Source organism: Devosia sp., from assembly GCF_017307565.1.
In the GTDB taxonomy this organism is placed as follows: domain Bacteria; phylum Pseudomonadota; class Alphaproteobacteria; order Rhizobiales; family Devosiaceae; genus Devosia.
In genome coordinates, this window is record NZ_JAFKHD010000401.1 from 3,928 (window position 1) to 18,922 (window position 14,995).

A 14,995-nucleotide genomic window follows, 5' to 3' on the forward strand; every position below is an offset into this window, starting at 1 on the left:
TGGGGCAAAGAAAATGGGCGATGGGAGGCCCATCGCCCAGGTCAGTCAGGGAGAAGACAGATGCCGCGCCCGGTGCGTGGCCGCGCCAATGGGGGGCGGGCACGGCACACACCGGCCAAAGCGTGGAGTGCTTCAGCCACGTGGCTGCGGTACAATGCGCAGATAGGGCTTCAGTTCCTTCCAGCCCTCGGGATACTTCGCCTTGGCCGCTTCGTTGGATACGGCGGGTACGATGATCACGTCTTCGCCGCTCTTCCAGTTCACCGGCGTTGCCACCTGATGCTTGGCGGTCAGCTGCAGGCTGTCGATGACACGCAGCACTTCATCGAAGTTGCGGCCGGTGGAAGCCGGGTATTCGATCTTGAGCTTTACCTTCTTGTCCGGGCCTACGACGAAGACCGAACGGACCGTGAGGGTGTTGTCGGCGTTCGGGTGGATCATGTCATAAAGACGCGCCACCTTGCCTTCGGTATCGGCGAGAAGCGGGAAGTTGAGCGCAGCGCCCTGCGTCTCTTCGATGTCCTTGGCCCAGCCGCCGTGGTCTTCGAGCTTGTCGACGGAAAGGCCCAAAACCTTGACGCCGCGCTTTTCAAACTCGGGCTTGAGCTTGGCGGTGTAGCCGAGTTCGGTGGTGCAGACCGGAGTAAAGTTCTTGGGGTGGCTGAACAGCACCGCCCAGGAGCCCTCGATATAGTCGTGGAAGTGGATGGTGCCCTCGGTGGATTCGAGGGTGAAATCAGGGGCGGTATCGCCGATCAGGATCGCCATGGTTGTCTTCCCTTGCCGCCGGATGGCGGCGCTAAATGTCTGAAAAGAGAATATCGTGCTCCCCCTCGCCGTTTGAAGCGGCCGAAGGCGGAACGCTTTTGCCTTGTTTTCGGCAAGCCCGGCAAGCCTTTGCCCGCCGGGCGCAGAGACGAGAATGGACTATTGCACCATGACCGAGCCGGCGACGGGGGCCTGGGTGGGCGCGCCATTCTTCCAGGTCACGTCGAGCCCATAGAGCGGCACAACCGAGAGGCTCATCTTGCCCGAGCCCTGCTGGATTTCGCGCGCATGGGCGAGATAGACCAGCGAATTGTTGGCCGCGTCATAGATGCGGGTGACGCGCAGCGACTTCCAGATCAGCGAACGCGCTTCCTTGAAGATTTCCTGGCTGCCTTTGGTCTGGATATTGCCGATGGTGATCGGCCCCACCGCCGAGCAGTCGAGCGCCGAATAGGACGGGTCTTCGAACCAGTTGCCCTGGCTGATGCGGTCGATGAAGGAGCGGTTGAAGAAGGCCAGGTGGCACACGACGCCCTGCACATCGGGATCGGCCACCGCTTCGATGGAAATGTCATTGCCGGTCCAGTCGACCCCGACATTGCCCACTTCCGAGCGATTGCCGCAGGCGGCAAGGGCAAGAGCGGCAACTCCAAAAACGGCAAGGCGCACAAATTTATGCATCGGGTCCTCCAGAGATTTCCAGAACATGGTTGCTGGGAGGGGCCCTCGCAAGTGGCTTCCCTCCGCCGCCTCGGAGAGGACCTAGTTCCGATCCCTGCGCGCCATGAACATTTCGAGCCAGCGCACCAGCAGCGAGAGCGAGATGGTCATGGTGAGGTAGAGGAAGGCCACCACATTATAGGTCTCGAAGAACTGGAAGCTCGAGGAGGCATAGAGCTTGCCCAATTGGGTGATGTCCTGCACCCCGAGCGCCGAAACCAGCGCTGAATCCTTCACCATCGAAACGAAGTCATTGCCGAGGGGGGGCAGGATGGTGCGCAGCGCCTGGGGCATGATGACGAGGCGAAAGCACTGGATGCGCGAAAGCCCGAGCGAGCGCGCCGCCTCGACCTGACCGCGCCCCACCGCCTCGATCCCGGCCCTGAAAATCTCGGCGATGAAGGCCGAATAGCAGATGGTCAGCGCCAGAATGGCGCGCCAGACGAAGTCGAAGCCGCGCACCGTCGCCGGGGCCAGCCACCCCATTTCGATGAACGGCGCCATAACCCAGTTGAAGGCACCAACCAGAGCCGGGGCACCGACAAAGGCGATGTAGAAGAGAAACACCAGAATGGGGATACCGCGGATGATCTCGACGTAAAACGTCGCGATCTCGCGCAGCACCCGAATATTGGACGTGCGCGCCAGGGCAATGAGCAGGCCCAAAACCGTCGCGAGCGCAAAGGCGAGAAGCGTGACCCAAAGCGTCGTCAGCACGCCGCCCGACAGCTTCTGGAAAATATCGGAATAGGTCGCGTCGGCCGTGATGGCCCAGAAGCCGAGCACGAACAGCAGCCCGACGGCAAGCAGCCACCAGGGCATACGGGCAAGAATGGAGGATCGACGCGGGCGGGAAGTCATGAAGGGGAGATAGCCGAAAGTGGCGCATTTGTCGTCACCCTCTCCCACCCTCCCCCATCACGGGGGAGGTGCCAGTTCGAGTTGGACGCGCGATCTGGCAAGAGCCCCTCTCCCTTCGCCTCCCCTTTGATGGGGGAGGACGCGTGGGGGTGTTGGCAATCGCCAAGAGCCGAGGGTCTATTCACCCGAATATTGGAAGAACCAGTAGTTGATCCGCTCGTCGAGCCAGCCTTCGGCCTTGAGTTGGTCGAGCGCGGCATTGAACGGGGCCACAAGGTCCGAGCCCGGGGTCAGGATCAGCCCGAGCGGGTCGGACTTGATCGATTGCCCCACCTGCTTGAAGGCACCGGGATCGGCGCCGATATAGCCGGCGGAAGCGGCCTGGTCGGCGATCACGGCGTCGACGTCCCCGGCCTTCACGGCCTGCACGGCCGCGCCAAAGGTATCGAACACCTTCACCCGCGGATTGGCTTCGTCCCCGTCGAGCACGTCATAGATGGCGGTATAGAAGGACGAGGTGCCGGCCTGAGCGCCAAACAACAGGTCGGGATGCTCGGCAAAGCTTTCCTTGCTGGTGATGCGATCCTCATCGGCGCGAACCAGGAAATATTGCTCCACGGTGATGAAGGGCTGGGTGAAATCGACCTGCGCGCTGCGCTCGGCGGTGATGGTGATGCCATCGGCACCGACATCGAACTGGCCGGTGCGCACCGCTTCAATCATCACGTCCCAGGCCCCCAGGCTCCACTCGACCTTGGCGTTGAGGCGCTTGGCGATCTCGTTGATCACGTCATATTCGAGCCCGATGCCTTCCCCGGTCTTGGGATCGGCGAAGTTGAGCGGGTAATAGGCGTTTTCCGTCACCGCATGAATGGTGCGGCCTTCGAGATTAGGCAGGTCCTGGGCCATGGCCGGCAGGCTGACAAGGGCGGCGGCGGCCACGGCGAGCAGGGCAGAAGTCTTGAACATCGATGCGTCCCCAAATGTTCTGGTCGCCGGACAGTAAATTGGTTTTCGCCAAGGCGCGAGGCGCCCCGGCCAATTTTAGTTCCGAAAAGGCCGGCGCCCGGCGAACAGGCACGACGTCATTGCCGCAAAAGCGGAAATCCCTGTTCGCGCTGAAAAATCTCAAACGTGGCAGGCCGGCTTGTGGCCGGCCCTTCGGCTCTCAAGCCTCGTCGAGAACATCGGCCCCCGGGCCGTTCTTCTTCAGCGACTCGATGGCGTTAACGGCGCTGGCCTTCTGCTTGTAGGTCTCGGTGCGGACCATGGTCTCGTTGTTGGAAGCAACGAAGCGCACGAAATGCTGGCCGTCCTTGGAGGCGACGATCTCGAACCGGTAGCCCTTGCCTTCCTCGCCCTTGGAAAGGTCGACGGTAGAGGCGCCCGGCGCGTTCTTTTTCAGCGACTCCACGGCAGACTTGGCCGAAGCCTTCTGCTTGTAGTTTTCCGACCAGAAGATCGTTTCGGCATTGTAGACGAATGCAAACTTGAACTGCTCATTGGCAGCGGCAGTGATCTTGAACTTGTGAGCCATGACGCCGGGCCCTCCCATCGTGTCCGATAGGGCAAGACTACCGCAAAGCCTGCGTTTGGAAAGGGCTATTTGCCCTCGACGAGATCGACATGACCAAGGCTGCGCTCGGGGTCGATCCGGTCGCGCACCATCTGCTTGAGCACGCGACTATCAGGAAAACCGCCATCGCGCTTGCGCTCCCAGACAAGGTCCCCGTCGAGGCGGATTTCAAAGATGCCGCCGGTGCCGGGGATCAGCGTGACGCTGCCGAGTTCGAGCGAAAAGGTCGAGAGCAGTTCCTGCGCCATCCAGGCCGAGCGCAGCATCCAATTGCACTGGGTACAATAGGTGATCGCGATCGCGGGCTTTTCCGCCGTTTCGCCGTCTGACTTTGCCGCGTCCGCGCTCATCGGTGCTTTTTCTTGCCCGCTTCCGAGGGGTCGACAAGGCTCGCAAGAATCTGGTCGACGAGGTCGAGGTCCTGCCGCTTGCCGGCCGCCTGCTGCTGCAGGTCGACGAGGTAAGAGGTGGTATAATAGAGCCGCCGCGCCAGCATGCCGGCAATGTGCAGCGAAAATTCCGGATGGCCATCCAGAAAGGTCAGCGCATCGGGGATTTCATAGGCGGTGACATCGGAGAGCGCCTTGACGGTCGCCGAATGCGGCATGTCGAGCAGCACCGCCATTTCCCCAAAGATCGAGCCGGGCTCGTCGACATGGGTCACCTGGGTGCGCTCACGGATCACCTCGACCTGCCCGTCAACGAGGACATAGAGTTTTCCCAGGCGCTCCCCCTCGGGCAGCAGCACCTGCCCCGACTTGAAGCGCGTCTGTTTGAGATCCCTGCAATAGTCGAGAATGTCAGCCATTCACCGCCCTCGTTTATCCGCCGGACATAAACTAGAATTTTTGGCGGACAAAGCAAAGCGGCATGCGCGCGCCAGGCGCGCACGTCGATGGCGGCCGAACGGATGGGCCTAGAGCAGCTTTTCGATATCGCCGGCGATGTCGGCCGGCTCGGTGGTCGGAGCGTAGCGCTCCACCACCTGTCCGTCGCGACCGATAAGGAATTTGGTGAAGTTCCACTTGATCGCCTCGCTACCGAGCAGACCTGGCGCCGACGATTTGAGCCAGCGATAGAGCGGGTGAGCGTCGTCGCCATTGACATCGATGCGCGCAAAAACCGGAAAGGTCACGCCGTAATTGACCTCGCAGAAGCTGGCGATCTCCTCGCTGCTGCCCGGCTCCTGGCCGGCAAACTGGTTGCAGGGAAAGCCGAGCACCACAAGGCCACGTTCCTGATACTGGCGATAGAGCGCCTCGAGCCCGGCATATTGCGGGGTCAGCCCGCACTGGCTCGCCACATTGACCACCAGCACGACCTTTCCAGCGTAGTCGGCAAGGTTTTGCGAAACACCGCTCAGCAGCGGCAGAGAGAAGTCGGCGAGCGTGGTCACGTTGAAAATCCGGGAAACTGGAGGACGATAGCTCAGATGTGGACCCGGAGGCGCGCCAGTTCAATGCGACGAAATGAAAAGGCCCCGGAAATCCGGGGCCTCTGGTTTCAGTTGCCGAAGAGCAGGTCCATCAGCGTGCGCTGCGAGCGCTGGTTCTGGTAGACCGGCTCCTCGCCGATCCCAGCCGGAGGCGCGAAGGGGCTGGACGGTTGCACCGGCTGGCCCTGCATCGGCTGCGCCGTAGCCGGAGCGCTCGGCACCCAGACCTGCTGGCCCGTGGCCGGGTCGACCACCAGCATCATCGGCAGGCCAGTTTGCGGATCGATGGGGGCGGAGTTGTTGAAGCCCGCATTGCCATCGGTCTGCAGCGGATAGCCGGTCACCGGGTCGATGGCCTGCCCCTGCGCATTGAACTGCTGGGGCTGACCAAAACCCTGATCGACCGGCAGGCCGGTAGTCGGATCGGTCATCTGCCCGGTCTGGATCGGCGGGTTCATGCTGCCGCCGCCGGCCGGGGCGAGGCCCTGAATCGGCTGACCGGTCGCGGGATCTATGGCCACAACGCGGCCCGTCGCCGGGTCGGTCATGGTCTGCACCGGCTGTCCGGTACCACCATCGACATATTGCACCTGCGGTTGCCCGGTAGTCGGGTCGATCAGCGCCTGGCCGGTGGTCGGATCGACCATCTGCTGGGCAACGACCTGGCCCTGATAGGAACCGCTGGGGATCGGAACCGGCGAGCGACCGGCATGGGCCTTGGTCATGAATTCGGACCAGATGGCCGCCGGCACGTTGCCACCCGAAAGGGTGGTCTTGGTGTCGTTGTCATTGCCCAGCCACACGCCGGTGACCATGGCCGAGGTATAGCCGACAAAGAGCGCGTCGCGGGCGTTCTGGCTGGTGCCGGTCTTGCCGCCGAAAGCCCAGCCGCCGAGATTGGCGCCACGACCCGTCCCCACTTCCACCGCGGTTTCGAGCATGTCGTTCATTTCGTTGAGCACGTTGGGGTCGACCACGCGGCCGGGGCCGGCGTCGGATGCCTCGTAGAGCACGGTGCCATCCTTGGAGGTGATCTTGGTGATCACATTGGGGATGACGCCCATGCCGCCATTGGCAAAGGGTGCATAGGCCGAGGTCAGCTCGAGCAGGTTCACTTCCTGGGTGCCGAGCGCGATGGAGGGCACCGGGGTCATGGGCGAGGAAATACCCATACGCGTTGCGACCTCGATCACCTTTTCCGGCGTCACGTCGATGGCGAGACGCCCGGCAATGGTGTTGAGCGAATAGGCCAGGCCCTGCCGCAGCGTCACCGTGCCGGCATATTTGCCCGAGGCATTGCGCGGGCTCCAGCCCTTGTATTCAAACTGGGCGTCCTCGGCCAGGGTATCGGGCGTATAGCCCTTTTCCATGGCGGCCATGTAGACGAAGGGCTTGAAGGTCGAGCCGGGCTGGCGCTTGGCGGTCACGGCGCGATTATACTGGCTCGCCTGATAGTCGACACCGCCGACCATGGCACGCACCGTGCCATTGACGTCCATGGCGACAAGCGCGCCCTGGGAGAAGCCGCGTTTGGAGCCTTCATTGGCCACCGCCTCCTTGACGATGAACTCGGCGTCCTTCTGCATCTTCCAGTCGATGGTGGTCTGCACCACCACGTCGTCCTTGATCTCGCCGATATAGGCGGTCATCAGGCTTTCGACCCAGTCAGCGACATAGGATTCAGACCCCGCCACCACCGTGCGCACATTCGATTGCGCGGGGTCGATCTGGGCGGCGTCGGCTTCCTCGCGGGTGATGTAGCCTTCCTGCGCCATCACGTTGAGCACGATGCGCTGGCGCTCGATGGCGCGCTGCGGATTGGCCTTGGGATTGTAAGCGGACGGCGCGGGCAGGATGCCGACCAGCATGGCGGCCTGGCCAAGCGACAGATTGCGCGCGGAGACGCCAAAATAGGTCTGCGCCGCCGCTTCGATGCCGGTGGCGCCCGCACCGAAATAGACGCGGTTCATATAGAGTTCGAGAATTTCTTCCTTGGTGAAATTCTGCTCGAGCCAGATGGCCAGGATCGCTTCCTGCACCTTGCGGCCCAGGGTCTGGTCGGGGGTCAGGAAGAGGTTTTTCGCGACCTGCTGGGTCAGCGTCGATGCACCACGGGTCACGCCGCGCGCCTGCACCGATTCAACCGCCACGGCCAGAAGACCGATGGGGTCGACACCGAAGTGGCTCATGAAGCGCTTGTCTTCCGAGGCGATGAAGGCAGCCGGCACATATTGCGGCAATTCGCGGAAGGTCACGGCCTCGCCGCCGGTCTGGCCGCGATTGGAAATCAGGCTGCCATCGGCCGCCAGAATGCGGATATTGGGCGGGCGATCGGGAATGGCCCAGCCATTGGATGATGGTAGCTGGGCGCCATAATAGACGATGACCGCAATGACGGCGAGGCCGCCCCAGAGGCAGGCGACAAAGCCCCACCAGAGGAGGCCCATGAGGAAGCCGCCGGAGCGCGAACGACGCTTTTTCGGCTTTGCAGTTTCGGCCTTGCCGCGGCGCGGCTGCTTTTCGGCGCGGGCCGGCTTCTTGCCGCGCGGCGGCTTGCCGCCACCGCCATTGCCGCCGCCGATGGGACCACCAGAGCGCTCGTCATCGACGAAGCCGCCGACGGACTGGCCCAGGCTCGGCTCGACGCGCGAGCCCTTGGCGGCACGCGCTTGCGGCTTGGCGCCCCTATTGGGCTGGGCACCAACGCGGTCATCGGCCGAAATGCGAAAGTCCATCGAGCAAACCTGGGTTCGGGAGTCTCAGCCCGCTTCTATCCTGTTCTCTCCATGAGGGAAACAAAAGGTAAGCGGGAGGTTAAAGTCCGTTGCGTCCGGTCGGGCGGTTCAGCGCTGCCCACAATCATGTCTCGCGATCGGATGTGACGCTTTTCCTCGGAAAATGTGGCCGGTTTATGTGAGTTTGCCTCACCTTTTGGCAAGTGTGTCGTCGCTGCCACAGCTTCCAACCTGCCCTGATCCGGGACAGTTGTGGATATGTGCTTGACCGCCACCCCCGGTAAAGAGCAAAGCGGACCAGCACCGCATGGAACGGCGATTTGGACATTTTCTTTGACAAGGCCGAGGCCCGGTTTGGCGAGAGGGTCGTCCTCGAACCGGTGTCGCTCCGGCTCACGCAACGCCGCATCGGCATTGTCGGCCTCAATGGCTCGGGCAAGACCACTTTCTCCCGCATGATCAATGGCCTCGTGCAGCCAGCCGCCGGCCGCGTCCTCACCAATGGCTGCGACACCGCCAAAGACGGCGCCCGGGTGCGCGCCATGGTCGGCTACATCTTTCAGAACCCGGCCAACCAGATCGTGCTGCCGCTGATCCGCGACGATATCGCCCTCGGCCTCCAGTCCCGGCGCCTCGGCAAGGCCGAGCGTGACACCGCCGTAATGGCCGCCCTCGATCGCGTCGGCGCCGCCCATCTCGCCGATCGCCGCGCCCATGAGCTTTCCGGCGGCGAAGTCCAGCTTGCCGCCCTCGCCTCGGTGTTGGTCACCGCCCCCGGCATCGTCATCATGGACGAGCCCACCAACCAGCTCGACCTTAGGAACCGCAACCTCGTCGCCCGCACCATCGGCGCGCTGGCCGAAGACGTCATCGTCATCAGCCACGACCTGCCGCTCCTTGCCGATTTCGAGCGCGTCCTGCTCTTTCATGAAGGCCGGCTGGTCCACGATGGCGCTGCCGACGAGACCCTTGCCCGCTATAGGGCGCTGGCCACATGAACTTTTCCCAGCCCGCCGGCAGCGGCCCTCTCCACCGCCTGCCGCCCGCCGCCAAGCTCGCCGTGCTTTTTGCCCTCAGCGTTCTGGTCTTTGCGCTGTCTTCGGCTTTCGCGCTCGGTGTCATCGCCGCTCTGGTCCTCGGCACAACGCTCCTCTTCTGCCGCCCGGCCCTGCGGCAGTGGCTGGCGTCCTGGCCGCTCCTTCTCACCATTGCGCTGGTCGCGGGCTGGACGGCCTTTGCCAAAGACCCCGAAACGGGCCTTGTCTTGCTGCTGCGCCTCAGCGCCCTCAGCCTTTTTGCCACCACCGTCACCACCACGACGACGATCGGCCAGTTCATCGAGACCATCACCGCCCTTGCCCGTCCGCTCGAACGGATCGGCATCGGCAATGCCGCAGATATCGGGCTCGCCATCGGCCTCGTCATCCGCTTCGTGCCCGAGGTGCAGACGCGCTATCGGGCTGTGATCGAGGCGCATCGCGCCCGCGGTCTCAAGATACGCCCGGCCACCCTGCTCGTCCCGATGATCATCGGCACGCTGCAAGGCGCCGACGACATTGCGAATGCCATCGACGCGCGATGCATTCGTCCCGAACACGCCAAGCCAAACTGAAGGCCGTTTCCATGCAGACCCGTTCCCTGGTGCTCATCGCCCTCTTCACCGCCATCATCGTTGTTCTGGGCCTGATCCCGCCGATCATGCTTGGCTTCTTCCCCGTGCCCATTCACGCCCAGAGCCTCGGCGCGCTTCTCGCCGGCGTCGTCCTCGGGGCGCGCGGCGGCACGCTCTCGGTCTTGCTGCTGCTCGTGCTCGTCGCCATTGGCCTGCCGGTGCTCGCGGGCGGTCGCGGCGGCCTTGCGGTCTTTGTCGGCCCCACGGCCGGCTACCTCTTCGGCCACCTGCCCGCAGCCTTCATCGCCGGCTGGGTCGCCGACCAGGTCAGCAAGCGTCAGCTCAATGGCTGGAAGATCTTTGGCGGCTTCTTCCTCGGCGCCGTGCTCGGCGTCGTCGTCCAGCACGTCTTTGGCGTTCTCTGGCTCATTCTCTATGTCGGCCTTGCCCCCAGCGACGCGCTGATCGGCGACCTGGTCTTCGTGCCGGGCGATCTCGTCAAGGCCGCTATCGCCGCCTATGCCGGCCAGTTCATCGCGCAGAATTTTGGCGCCCGCACCCGCGTCGCCTGACCCTTGCGCTTGATGACTCCAGATGCCCGAGCCGCTAGGCTCGGGCATCTCCGAGTTCGGCCCCAAGAGCGCAAAATGGCCCGCTTTCGCGCCCTGCCCAAAGCCGAGCAGGATGCCGCCGACGCCATCGGGCTCAGGCAATGGAGCGAATGGGAAGAAAAGCATGCCGCCGCCTTCCCCAATCGCGGCGGCATGGTGGGCAAGACGCTGCGCGTCAGCAAATCGGGCACAGCGCCGGCCAGCAACGAGGTCTGCGGCTATATCGTGGTCGAAGCCGAAAGCATCGAAGCGGCAGCCAGACTTTTTGAGAGCCACCCGCATTTTACGGTTTTTCTCGGCAGCAGCGTCGATATCATGCCTTTCCTTGCCGGCACCGGCAGCTAACCGCCTTGCAGGCGCCATCAAGTGGGGGCAGAAAACCGCCATGCGTTTCTGCCTCGTGCTCCTTTTCTTCGCCGCCAGTCTGATCCCTGCCAGGGCCGATGTCATCGATATGGCCTTCGATCGCGCCATCAGCCAGTTCGAGACGGCCCTGCCGCAGCTTCCCGCCGAGCTGTTTGGCGTCGATATCGCGGCCTATCGCGATGCGCTGACGCTGCGCAGTTTCTCCTCGCCCCATTGGGGCGGGACTACCAGGCTTTCGGTCACCAGTGGCAGCAAGACCACCGGCTCCTGCGACCGCTACGCCGCCTTCGTGCGCCTGCCGCCCGAAAACGGCCGGGTCACGCTGACCCTCTGTCCGCAATTCCTGACGCCCGGTGCCGATGGCCTTCGCACCCTCACCGTACTGCACGAAATTGTCCATGTCGTTGCCGGCCCCAATGAATGCCGCGCCATGGCCTTCGCCGCCAGGATCGAAAAACTCGCGACCGGCGCCTTTACTGATGTCACCCGCTATTGGCAGGCCAACAAATGCGAAGGGTCAGCCTTCAGACTGCCCTGACCCCCAAAATCCTCGCCAAAAACGGCAATCCCCGCTTGCGCGGGGATCACACAGTTTTGTCAAAGCGAGCCCAAAAGCTCAGCGCCAGCCGAGACCTGGCGCCACATGGGTAAGAATGCTCTCGATCACATGGGCGTTGTAGTCGACCCCGAGCTGGTTCGGCACGGTGAGCAGCAGCGTGTCGGCTTCGGCAATGGCCTCGTCGCGCTTGAGTTCCTCAATCAGCTTGTCGGGCTCGGCCGTATAACCACGCCCGAACACCGCGCGCTTTTCCGGTTCGATATAGCCAAACTGGTCCTGCTCGGGCCGGCCGGCACCGAAGAACATCCGGTCCTGGTCGTTGACGAGGGCAAAGATCGAGCGGCTGACCGAAACCCGCGGCTCACCGGCGTGCCCTGCTTCCTTCCAGGCCGCGCGATAGGCGCGAATCTGTTCGGCCTGCTGAATGTGGAAAGGCTTTCCGCTCTCATCGAATTTCAGCGTCGAGGACTGCAGGTGCATGCCCATCTTGGCCGCCCAGATCGCCGTCGCGTCACTCGCCGCACCCCACCAGATGCGCTCGCGCAGCCCTTCGGAATGTGGCTCGAGCCGCAACATGCCCGGCGGGTTGGGGAACATGGGCTGCGGATTGGGCTGGGCAAAGCCCTTGCCCTTGATCACCTCGAGAAACACTTCCGCGTGCTGACGCGCCATGTCCTGGTCCGTCTTGCCCTCTTCGGGTGCAAAACCAAAATAACGCCAGCCATCGATCACCTGCTCGGGCGACCCGCGCGAAATGCCAAGCTGCAGACGCCCACCGGCGATGAGGTCAGCCGCACCGGCATCCTCGGCCATGTAGAGCGGATTTTCATAGCGCATGTCGATCACGGCCGTGCCGAGTTCGATTTTCTTGGTTTTGGCGCCAGCGGCGGCCAGCAGCGGGAAGGGCGAACCGAGCTGGCGAGCAAAATGGTGCACGCGGAAATAGGCGCCGTCGGCGCCCAGTTCCTCGGCCGCCACGGCCAGGTCGATCGATTGCAGCAGTGCATCGGCAGCCGAGCGCGTGCCCGACTGGGGCGAGGGATTCCAATGCCCAAAGGACAAAAAGCCGATCTTCTTCATTTCCGCCTCACGGGGCTCAATTGTGTTGGGTCATAGCTAGGCGGTGCCAGGGGTGGGCGCAAGGCGGCCAATCGGAACGGATTGGTTCTGCTCAGTGAACGATGGCGCTCCCCTCCCCGGACTTGGCAAGACCTGTCCCGCCTGCAATAGGGAGGCATGACCGATTCCAATGATGACTATGTCTATGACGAGGCCACCGGCGAGTGGCGCCCGGCCTCCGAGATCGCCGCCGCCCAGGCGAAAACCCAGGAAGTGCGCGACGCCTCCGGCAATCTCCTCGCCGACGGCGATTCCGTCGTGCTGATCAAGGACCTCAAGGTGAAAGGCGCCGGGCAGACCCTCAAGCAAGGCACGGTCATCAAGACCATCCGCCTCACCGACAACCCCGAAGAAATCGACTGCCGCCACGACGCCATCAAGGGCCTCGTCCTCCGCACCGAATTCGTCCGCAAGCGCTGAGGCGCGCGCTTCTCACGCCCACGGCGGCATTCCCGCGAAAGCGGGGATCCCCCTCCGAGATTCCTACCGTCAATCCCGCAGCCTAAACACCATACGCAGAAACACCACGATAGACCGCCGTCCGCAGCTCGGTGGCATAGTGCTCAAAATCCGGCATGTCAGAGGCCCTGGCAAAAGCCAGTTCGGCCTCAATGTCATAGGCGACACGCACGACGTTCAGCGACCAGGACGAGGGCTGCCGGTCGCCTGACCTGGCCTCAATGATGCAATAGCACGCCAGCGGCTGATCCAGCGGATTGCCGACGCTGCCGGCATTGAAGAGCGTCTTCCCGTCGAAATTGAGCACATAGGGCCGGTGAATGTCACCATAACCGACCAGCCTCGGTTGCGAGGCGTGGCCGGTGAAATCGGTATTGGAGAACATGCCCCTCTGCGCCTCGCGCGGCGCGTTTTCATAGATGCGCTGGAATGGGCTGACCTGGCTGGCGTGAAAGAACCGGGCCGGCCCACCGCCAATCATGCAATCGTGGCTGCCCGGCAGATCGGCGAGATAGGCATTGCGCTCGGGGCCAAGCTGATGGTGATGCCAGCGTGGCGCAGGGCGCTCCGTCGTCCCCGACGAAACATCGGCGTCCCAATTGCCCTGAACCACCACCTCGCAGGTCTGACGGCAGCGATCGACGACCTCGGCCGAGCGAGGCCCCTTCCCCACCAGATCACCCAGATTGAAGATGCGGCCGATGCCTCTTGCGGCAATGTCGTCCAGCACCGCCTCAAGCGCCGTGAGATTGCCGTGGACGTCGGAGATGATGGCGATGCGTTCGGACGCGTTGGACATGCACAAACCATGAGCGCTCAAATGTATATGAGCGAAGAGACCACAGGGCCCAAACGGAATCCACCTTCCCGCGACAAAGGGCTAAAGCTGCTTGATCGCCCGTGCCGGCACGCCAGCCACCATCGTGTTCCCCGGCACATCGCGACTGACCACGGCTCCGGCGGCAATCACCGCATTCTCGCCAATCGCCACGCCCCGCAGAATCGTCGCGGCGGCACCGATCCAGGCCCGGCCTTCGAAAAGCATACCCGGCGCAGGCGCGCCTCGGGCACAAGGCAGGGCGATACGAACAACAAAACAAAAATCCCCGCTTACGCGGGGATTTTGTTGTTCCGAGACGTCGTGCCATTCGAGCACAGCTCTCATGGCCTGCTCGCCTAAAATCTCCCCAACGGGGAGATTTTGCCTCCGGCTCGGCTCTCAGACGTCCAGATTGCTCACGTTGAGCGCATTGTCCTGGATGAACTCGCGGCGCGGTTCGACGAGGTCACCCATGAGCGCGGTGAAGATTTCATCGGCTTCGCTGGTCTCGTCGATTTCGACGCGCAGCAGGGTGCGGGCATTGGGGTCGAGCGTCGTTTCCCAGAGCTGCTCGGCGTTCATTTCGCCAAGACCTTTATAGCGCTGCAGCGAAACGCCCTTGCGGCCGGCATCAGTGACGGCCTTGAACAGCGAGCTCGGCCCGAAGATCGAGATCGTGTCGCCCTTGCGCTTCAGCGTCGGCACGCCGCCAAAAAGTTCGTCGAGACGCGCTGCCAGCTGGCGCAGTTTTCGCGCGTCAGCCGACTGCAGGAGTGCCCGGTCGATCTGGTGTGTCTCGGTCACGCCGCGCACCGTGCGCGAGAAGGCGAGAGCGTCTTCGTCGGTGACCTCGCCGGTCCAGCCGCGTTCCAGCTCGTCGGAAATGCGGTCGAGGCGGTTGGCAACGCGCTTCAGGGTTTCCGCGCTCTTGTCCGGATCGGCCATGCCATCGGGATCGAGCCCGCCGACAATCGCCGCCTGTTCAACCAGGTTCCGGTTGTAGCGCGTGTTGAGGTTCTTGATCGCATAGTCGATGTCGCGCGCCTGCTGCAGGATCGACAAGAGGTCAGGCCCCGCATGCTCGACGCCATCGCGCGTCGTGAACACGGCTTCGTCGAGACCGGCATTGAGGAGGTAATCCTCAAGCGCCCGCTCGTCCTTGAGATACTGCTCGGACCGGCCACGCGTCGCCTTATAGAGCGGGGGCTGGGCGATATAGATGTGCCCGCGTTCCAGGAGTTCCGGCGTCTGCCGGTAGAAGAACGTCAGCAGCAGCGTGCGGATATGGGCGCCGTCGACGTCGGCGTCGGTCATGATGATAATCTTGTGGTAGCGCAGCTTGTCCGCGTTGAAC

18 protein-coding genes and 2 pseudogenes are annotated in these 14,995 nt (G+C 63.2%); 6 read left to right on the forward strand and 14 right to left on the reverse strand.

Features of this window, described 5'->3' with window-relative positions; genetic code table 11:
* Positions 1–132: 132 nt before the first annotated feature.
* From J0I64_RS15985 to J0I64_RS16030, 10 genes and pseudogenes are all read right to left on the reverse strand, one after another.
* On the reverse strand, positions 133–768 hold the full coding sequence (locus J0I64_RS15985) for a peroxiredoxin (RefSeq protein WP_291410009.1): 636 nt from the start codon (positions 766–768) through the stop codon (positions 133–135).
* A gap of 159 nt (positions 769–927) precedes the next feature.
* Positions 928–1,449: a CreA family protein gene (locus J0I64_RS15990; protein ID WP_291410011.1), complete on the reverse strand. Its 522-nt coding sequence runs from the start codon at positions 1,447–1,449 to the stop codon at positions 928–930.
* A gap of 81 nt (positions 1,450–1,530) precedes the next feature.
* Positions 1,531–2,349 (reverse strand): amino acid ABC transporter permease, encoded by an 819-nt coding sequence (locus J0I64_RS15995; RefSeq protein ID WP_291410013.1) that lies wholly within the window; start codon positions 2,347–2,349, stop codon positions 1,531–1,533.
* A gap of 177 nt (positions 2,350–2,526) precedes the next feature.
* The gene (locus tag J0I64_RS16000) at positions 2,527–3,318 is read right to left on the reverse strand and encodes an ABC transporter substrate-binding protein (RefSeq protein WP_291410015.1); all 792 of its coding nucleotides are present in this window, start codon (positions 3,316–3,318) and stop codon (positions 2,527–2,529) included.
* 199 nt (positions 3,319–3,517) lie between these two features.
* Entirely contained in the window at positions 3,518–3,679 is a 162-nt protein-coding gene (locus tag J0I64_RS16005) for a YegP family protein (RefSeq protein ID WP_291410043.1), read from the reverse strand.
* 24 nt (positions 3,680–3,703) lie between these two features.
* Positions 3,704–3,886: pseudogene (locus tag J0I64_RS16010) on the reverse strand (DUF1508 domain-containing protein); the annotation flags it as partial.
* 65 nt (positions 3,887–3,951) lie between these two features.
* Positions 3,952–4,275, reverse strand: a complete 324-nt coding sequence (locus J0I64_RS16015; protein ID WP_291410017.1) for a SelT/SelW/SelH family protein — start codon at positions 4,273–4,275, stop codon at positions 3,952–3,954.
* The gene (locus tag J0I64_RS16020; RefSeq protein ID WP_291410019.1) at positions 4,272–4,733 is read right to left on the reverse strand and encodes a Crp/Fnr family transcriptional regulator; all 462 of its coding nucleotides are present in this window, start codon (positions 4,731–4,733) and stop codon (positions 4,272–4,274) included. The genes J0I64_RS16015 and J0I64_RS16020 overlap by 4 nt, the downstream gene beginning before the upstream one ends.
* A 108-nt stretch (positions 4,734–4,841) precedes the next feature.
* A complete protein-coding gene (locus J0I64_RS16025; protein ID WP_291410021.1) occupies positions 4,842–5,321 on the reverse strand; it encodes a glutathione peroxidase in 480 nt (159 codons plus the stop codon).
* 107 nt (positions 5,322–5,428) lie between these two features.
* Positions 5,429–8,095 carry a PBP1A family penicillin-binding protein gene (locus tag J0I64_RS16030; protein ID WP_291410023.1) on the reverse strand — a complete coding sequence of 889 codons (2,667 nt, stop codon included), beginning with the start codon at positions 8,093–8,095 and terminating at the stop codon, positions 5,429–5,431.
* A gap of 320 nt (positions 8,096–8,415) precedes the next feature.
* Between J0I64_RS16030 and J0I64_RS16035 the strand changes: the two genes are divergently transcribed.
* The 5 genes from J0I64_RS16035 to J0I64_RS16055 all read left to right on the forward strand — a co-directional run bounded on the left by J0I64_RS16035 (position 8,416) and on the right by J0I64_RS16055 (position 11,222).
* On the forward strand, positions 8,416–9,093 hold the full coding sequence (locus tag J0I64_RS16035; RefSeq protein ID WP_291410025.1) for an energy-coupling factor ABC transporter ATP-binding protein: 678 nt from the start codon (positions 8,416–8,418) through the stop codon (positions 9,091–9,093).
* Positions 9,090–9,707: an energy-coupling factor transporter transmembrane protein EcfT gene (locus J0I64_RS16040; RefSeq protein WP_291410027.1), complete on the forward strand. Its 618-nt coding sequence runs from the start codon at positions 9,090–9,092 to the stop codon at positions 9,705–9,707. The genes J0I64_RS16035 and J0I64_RS16040 overlap by 4 nt, the downstream gene beginning before the upstream one ends.
* An 11-nt stretch (positions 9,708–9,718) precedes the next feature.
* Complete coding sequence (locus J0I64_RS16045; RefSeq protein ID WP_291410029.1) at positions 9,719–10,279, forward strand: biotin transporter BioY; 561 nt, start codon at positions 9,719–9,721, stop codon at positions 10,277–10,279.
* Between the two features lie 75 nt (positions 10,280–10,354).
* Complete coding sequence (locus J0I64_RS16050; RefSeq protein ID WP_291410031.1) at positions 10,355–10,663, forward strand: hypothetical protein; 309 nt, start codon at positions 10,355–10,357, stop codon at positions 10,661–10,663.
* A 40-nt stretch (positions 10,664–10,703) separates the two neighbouring features.
* A complete protein-coding gene (locus J0I64_RS16055) occupies positions 10,704–11,222 on the forward strand; it encodes a hypothetical protein (protein WP_291410033.1) in 519 nt (172 codons plus the stop codon).
* A 78-nt stretch (positions 11,223–11,300) separates the two neighbouring features.
* Here J0I64_RS16055 and J0I64_RS16060 read toward each other — a convergent pair whose 3' ends face one another.
* Positions 11,301–12,323, reverse strand: coding sequence for an LLM class flavin-dependent oxidoreductase (locus J0I64_RS16060; protein ID WP_291410035.1), 1,023 nt, complete (start codon positions 12,321–12,323; stop codon positions 11,301–11,303).
* 156 nt (positions 12,324–12,479) lie between these two features.
* On the opposite strand from J0I64_RS16060, the gene J0I64_RS16065 reads away from it, so the two are divergent.
* Entirely contained in the window at positions 12,480–12,782 is a 303-nt protein-coding gene (locus tag J0I64_RS16065) for an alkylphosphonate utilization protein (protein WP_291410037.1), read from the forward strand.
* Between the two features lie 82 nt (positions 12,783–12,864).
* Here the strand turns inward: J0I64_RS16065 and J0I64_RS16070 are convergent, their stop codons facing one another.
* The 3 genes and pseudogenes from J0I64_RS16070 to J0I64_RS16080 all read right to left on the reverse strand — a co-directional run.
* Positions 12,865–13,620 (reverse strand): metallophosphoesterase family protein, encoded by a 756-nt coding sequence (locus J0I64_RS16070; RefSeq protein ID WP_291410039.1) that lies wholly within the window; start codon positions 13,618–13,620, stop codon positions 12,865–12,867.
* Positions 13,621–13,701: 81 nt separating this feature from the next.
* A pseudogene (locus J0I64_RS16075) lies at positions 13,702–13,845 on the reverse strand (DapH/DapD/GlmU-related protein); the annotation flags it as partial.
* 195 nt (positions 13,846–14,040) lie between these two features.
* On the reverse strand, positions 14,041–14,995 hold a 955-nt coding region (locus tag J0I64_RS16080; protein ID WP_291410041.1), incomplete at its 5' end, for a toprim domain-containing protein.

Excerpts from the sequence above, each read along its gene's own strand:
- J0I64_RS15985 (WP_291410009.1), bottom strand. The coding sequence starts at position 768 with ATGGCGATCCTGATCGGCGATACCGCCCCTGATTTCACCCTCGAATCC.
- J0I64_RS15990 (WP_291410011.1), bottom strand. The coding sequence starts at position 1,449 with ATGCATAAATTTGTGCGCCTTGCCGTTTTTGGAGTTGCCGCTCTTGCC.
- J0I64_RS15995 (WP_291410013.1), bottom strand. The coding sequence starts at position 2,349 with ATGACTTCCCGCCCGCGTCGATCCTCCATTCTTGCCCGTATGCCCTGG.
- J0I64_RS16000 (WP_291410015.1), bottom strand. The coding sequence starts at position 3,318 with ATGTTCAAGACTTCTGCCCTGCTCGCCGTGGCCGCCGCCGCCCTTGTC.
- J0I64_RS16015 (WP_291410017.1), bottom strand. The coding sequence starts at position 4,275 with ATGAGCGCGGACGCGGCAAAGTCAGACGGCGAAACGGCGGAAAAGCCC.
- J0I64_RS16020 (WP_291410019.1), bottom strand. The coding sequence starts at position 4,733 with ATGGCTGACATTCTCGACTATTGCAGGGATCTCAAACAGACGCGCTTC.
- J0I64_RS16030 (WP_291410023.1), bottom strand. The coding sequence starts at position 8,095 with ATGGACTTTCGCATTTCGGCCGATGACCGCGTTGGTGCCCAGCCCAAT.
- J0I64_RS16040 (WP_291410027.1), top strand. The coding sequence starts at position 9,090 with ATGAACTTTTCCCAGCCCGCCGGCAGCGGCCCTCTCCACCGCCTGCCG.
- J0I64_RS16045 (WP_291410029.1), top strand. The coding sequence starts at position 9,719 with ATGCAGACCCGTTCCCTGGTGCTCATCGCCCTCTTCACCGCCATCATC.
- J0I64_RS16050 (WP_291410031.1), top strand. The coding sequence starts at position 10,355 with ATGGCCCGCTTTCGCGCCCTGCCCAAAGCCGAGCAGGATGCCGCCGAC.
- J0I64_RS16055 (WP_291410033.1), top strand. The coding sequence starts at position 10,704 with ATGCGTTTCTGCCTCGTGCTCCTTTTCTTCGCCGCCAGTCTGATCCCT.
- J0I64_RS16060 (WP_291410035.1), bottom strand. The coding sequence starts at position 12,323 with ATGAAGAAGATCGGCTTTTTGTCCTTTGGGCATTGGAATCCCTCGCCC.
- J0I64_RS16065 (WP_291410037.1), top strand. The coding sequence starts at position 12,480 with ATGACCGATTCCAATGATGACTATGTCTATGACGAGGCCACCGGCGAG.
- J0I64_RS16070 (WP_291410039.1), bottom strand. The coding sequence starts at position 13,620 with ATGTCCAACGCGTCCGAACGCATCGCCATCATCTCCGACGTCCACGGC.